At 61.6% G+C, this 4,065-nt stretch carries 3 protein-coding genes; 2 read left to right on the top strand and 1 reads right to left on the bottom strand.

Features of this window, described 5'->3' with window-relative positions:
- Positions 1-1,403 (bottom strand): DNA methyltransferase (locus tag ABJK56_RS01675; protein WP_347242929.1); only part of this gene is annotated, 1,403 nt, incomplete at its 3' end.
- Between the two features lie 504 nt (positions 1,404-1,907).
- Between ABJK56_RS01675 and ABJK56_RS01670 the strand changes: the two genes are divergently transcribed.
- Both ABJK56_RS01670 and ABJK56_RS01665 read left to right on the top strand, forming a co-directional pair.
- Positions 1,908-3,122: a Druantia anti-phage system protein DruA gene (locus ABJK56_RS01670; protein ID WP_347242928.1), complete on the top strand. Its 1,215-nt coding sequence runs from the start codon at positions 1,908-1,910 to the stop codon at positions 3,120-3,122.
- A 504-nt stretch (positions 3,123-3,626) separates the two neighbouring features.
- On the top strand, positions 3,627-4,065 hold a 439-nt coding region (locus ABJK56_RS01665), incomplete at its 3' end, for a Flp family type IVb pilin (protein WP_347242927.1).

The raw sequence follows: 4,065 nt of genomic DNA, 5'->3' as shown, positions 1-4,065 counted from the left end.
GTCGTCCCCGTCCCGGCCAGCGCGTCCAGGACCACGTCCCCCGGGTTGGTGGAGAGACGGATGATTCGTTCCATGAGCGCGACCGGCAACTGGCACGGGTGGTTATCCCGGTCGCGACGGTGCCGGATCCGGGGGATGTCCCACCAGATGTCGGTTAACGGCTCTTTTTGATCGTCCCCATGGGCCTTCCGTCCCTTCACGCAGGCCGAACGCCGGCAGTAGAACCGGGCGTCAATCTCCCCGACATCCTCGTAGTGGAACGGGAAATCGGTGGGATGTTTGGTGTAAAAGAGGAGCGCGTAATGGGCCGGCATCACCCTGCCCCGCGGCTCGGCGAGGGCATCCCAGACAATCCAGTTCTGGAAATAGAGACGACGATTCAGATAGGCCGCGTGGTACATCCCCCACCGGGGTAGGTTCAGGACGTAGAGGGAACCGGTGGGCTTTAAGATCCGAATGTACTGGTCCAGCCAGGCGTTGCACCAGTTCAGATAAGCATCCCGGTCTTTTTTGTCGTCGTAGGCCGTATAGGCCTTGTCCAGGTTGTACGGCGGGTCGGCGAAGACCAGGTCCACCGATTCGTCCGGGAGCGTTGCCAGGACCTCCAGGGCGTCGCCCAGGATGACCTCATTGACGGGCATACGACAACGCCGCACCGCGCCACGCCCTCGAGCTGAAGGCCTTTCGGTGCGACCCGGCGACCTGTGGCCAGGTACCCTGGTGACGAGGCTGTCCTGCCGGGCTTCGGGTGGGGCGAACAGGCCCGGGAGCGGTGACAGGCAATGCCGGGTCGGTGCTTCGGCAGGCCGCGCCTCCCCCGGCCGCGCGATCCGTTCGGCGGGGCCGATCACCCCCTCCAGGATCTCCGCGTCTTCGGGGCGGCCGGTCGGGGAGACCAGTCGCAGCAAGGTTTCCAGAACCGGCGCGGAGATGCCTGTATCGTTGGTTTCGGGCGGCAGATCCTTCCAGACGTCGGAAACGGCGACCCCTTCCGGGTGCATCAGGCGGCTCTTTCCGCCCCAATCCCGCAACGGCTTCCCGCACGCCCGACAGTAGCGGTGGGGGAAGCGGACACGGGAAATTGAGAACGTCTTCCCTTTCGTGAACATCAGGATGGCCGCGTGGACGGAGGGGAGTCGCCCTCCCGGACGGAGAGCCGATTCCACGGCGATCCAGTGCTTGAAGCACAGGCGGCGGTCCAGATAGACACCCACATCCGGCAGGTTCTCGGGAACGCCCTGGACGAACAGCAATCCGCCATCCCGTAGTGCTCGGATCGCGGCATTCAGACAGGGAATCCAGCGCGTGGCCTCATCGGTCCCTATGGAAAGGATGACAAAGTCCAGAGACCCTTCCGGGGCCTCTGCCAAAGATGAGAACAGCTGGTTGCTGCTTTGATCCATCCACACTCTCCCTGAACAAAACCGGAAGGTTTCCACGAATCCTTGTCGAGTTGCTCCGCAACGGCTCTCGGGTGACCGCGTAACCGTCCGGCGTGCGCTTGTCCACCACCAACGGCTGAAACCGACGGCTTGCCCCGGACGGGAAGAACCCGACAGGGCTTCGGAGCCGGTTGTACAGCCCACTGCCCAGGTCAAGGCGCCCGGTTGTCTCGATGGGCATCATCCATCCCGGGGGAATTGTAGCAAACACTCACCGCAGAGGACGTGCGGTCCTTGGCGGTGGACTCGTTGTTCCCTTGTCGGCTGAAGCCGACAGTTTCCTGAGCCCATCTTCTGGGGTCGTGTGGGCGGAATGATCCGGCATCGGCGAATGGGCGATCGCGAACCCCATCGGCCGAACTGTCTGACGCCCCAAGAGTGGCCGAAGTGCCCATTGGGTGTATGGAGATTCTTCCACGAGGAACGGGATATCCGGGACAAGAAACTCCGCGGATGAGGTATCTCATGATGTCGGACGAATTGCGCCAGAGACTCCTGGAGGCCTTCCTGCAGCAAGGGTTCACCCTGGCAGATGGTCGACTGGTGCCGCCAGACCCGTCGTGTAAGGAGAATATCCGCCAACTGTATGTTTACCTGCGGGCAGAGAGGTTGCAGAAGGCGAGATCTTGGCTGTTGTCGGTTGAGGAGAAGATGCTGTCCTACTTCGCCGACGGGTCAGAGGTGGATGTGCCACGCATCCGCCCCAGATTGGAGTTCGTGGACACTCAACTCAAGGCCGATCTTTTCCGATACGCTTCTCTCCTCTGGAGCGTCCCGGTGTCGGCGGGGTATGGTCGGCGGATGCGTTTTCTGGTCTTCGATGAGCACAATGGCAAACTGATGGGCCTCTTTGCCCTGGGCGACCCGGTTTACAATCTCCGGGTGCGGGATCGGTGGATTGGCTGGGGCGTACCCGAGAAGAATGAGCGGCTGTATCATGTGATGGATGCCTATGTGATCGGAGCTGTCCCGCCGTATTCTGATCTGTTGGGGGGTAAGCTCATGGCCTTGCTGACAACCTCGAATGAGGTCAGGGAGGTGTTCCGACGGAGATACGCCCAACGAGCCTCTGTCTTGAGAAAGGTGGTGCGGGATCCCCATCTGGTGTTGCTGACCACCATGTCTGCCCTGGGACGTTCGTCCATCTACAATCGCATATCCGTGGGTAGAGAAAAGGTCTTCATCAGCGTTGGGTTCACCGAGGGATGGGGACATTTCCAGTTTCCGGACAGCATCTTTGAGCAAATCAAAGCCTATTTACGGGAAATGGGTGACCCTGTGGTCAGGCAGTGCAGGTATGATGATGGCCCAAACTGGCGGTTCCGTGTGATCAGAAAATGCCTGGCCGATCTGGGACTTTCCCCCGACCTGTTACGCCACGGGATCGGGCGGGAGGTTTTCGTTGTTCCTCTTGCCGCCAACGCGCGAGAATTTCTGCGGGGGGAAGATCCCGTTCCTGTATACTACGAGCGGCCTGCGGATTGGCTCTTTGATGATTTCAGAAGCAGGTGGTTGTTGCCCAGGGCAGCAAAGGACCCGCGCTACCAAACCTTTAGCCGGGATAGCGTCCGCCTGAGCAGGTGCCTGGATTGCGACCCTGCGCCCCTGCGACCCCGCGACCCTGCGGCTGATGGAAAACTTACACTCCTGGGAGAGAAGGTTCACCCCCAACCCGGCTGATGGTACCGCCGCTTCATCGCCGAAACGTTTCGGTCTGTTTGGGGCCCAAGGAGACGTTCTTTCCTCCGTCGCTGCGATGAGCGCGTCCAGGTCGCCAGTCGTAAGGTGATATGCGATCCGTGAAAAGAGGACGGATTTGACCCGGTCCATTTCGAGGCCGATGAGATTCTACCCTGCCGTCCCGGACATCCCCAGGCCAGCGGGCCTGGCGGTCATCGGCCCCGGTCGCGTCGGAACCATGCGGGTGGAAATAGAGTGCGTACCTCAACCCCGAATGAACGGAGTGCTAAAATATATTCGGTGGTTGGGAACGACCAAAGGAGGTGACAAGAGATACAGTCGGCTTCAGCCGACAGAGGAATCTGTTCCTTGTGTTTGCCGGGGGAGGAGAGAGGGTCCGGGCAAGCGCACCACTTTCCGGGAGAGACACCGGGTAGGGGTGCCTGCCGAGACCCCTTCTCGGGGTGACCCGACAGTTGTGGAAACCATGAGAAGGAGGGGGAGATGACACCAAGAAGAAACTTTCGCCGAAGAGGACAGGCGATGATCGAATATGCTCTCACGATCGCGTTGATCGCGATTGTCACCATCACGGCACTGAGTGAACTGGGTGCTACCGCAGAGATATCCCTGGTGCCGCTGGTAAGAGCCTTGGGGGGGGAGGTGTCGTCCACGCCCCCACCCGATGCGACGCCGGTGATTATCACTGTTCCGCCGCCGCAGCCTACCACAGAGCCGCCACCGCAGCCTACCAGGGAGCCGCCGCCGTGGCCTACCAGACAGCCGCCGCAGCCCACCGTGGGGCCGACACCGACGCCGACGCCTCCCAGAAGCCAGCCGCCGCAGCCCACCGTGGGGCCGACACCGACGCCGACGCCTCCCAGACAACAGCCGCCGCAGCCCACCGTGGGGCCGACACCGACGCCGACGCCTCCCAGACAAC

It is taken from the genome of Thermogutta sp. (genome assembly GCF_039793925.1).
In the GTDB taxonomy this organism is placed as follows: domain Bacteria; phylum Planctomycetota; class Planctomycetia; order Pirellulales; family Thermoguttaceae; genus Thermogutta.
Note: the sequence above shows the minus strand (reverse complement) of the source record. Positions and strands in the feature narration are given on the sequence as shown.

What these genes read in the sequence shown, in the direction of transcription:
- ABJK56_RS01670 (WP_347242928.1), top strand. Translation starts at nt 1,908, where the DNA reads ATGATGTCGGACGAATTGCGCCAGAGACTCCTGGAGGCCTTCCTGCAG.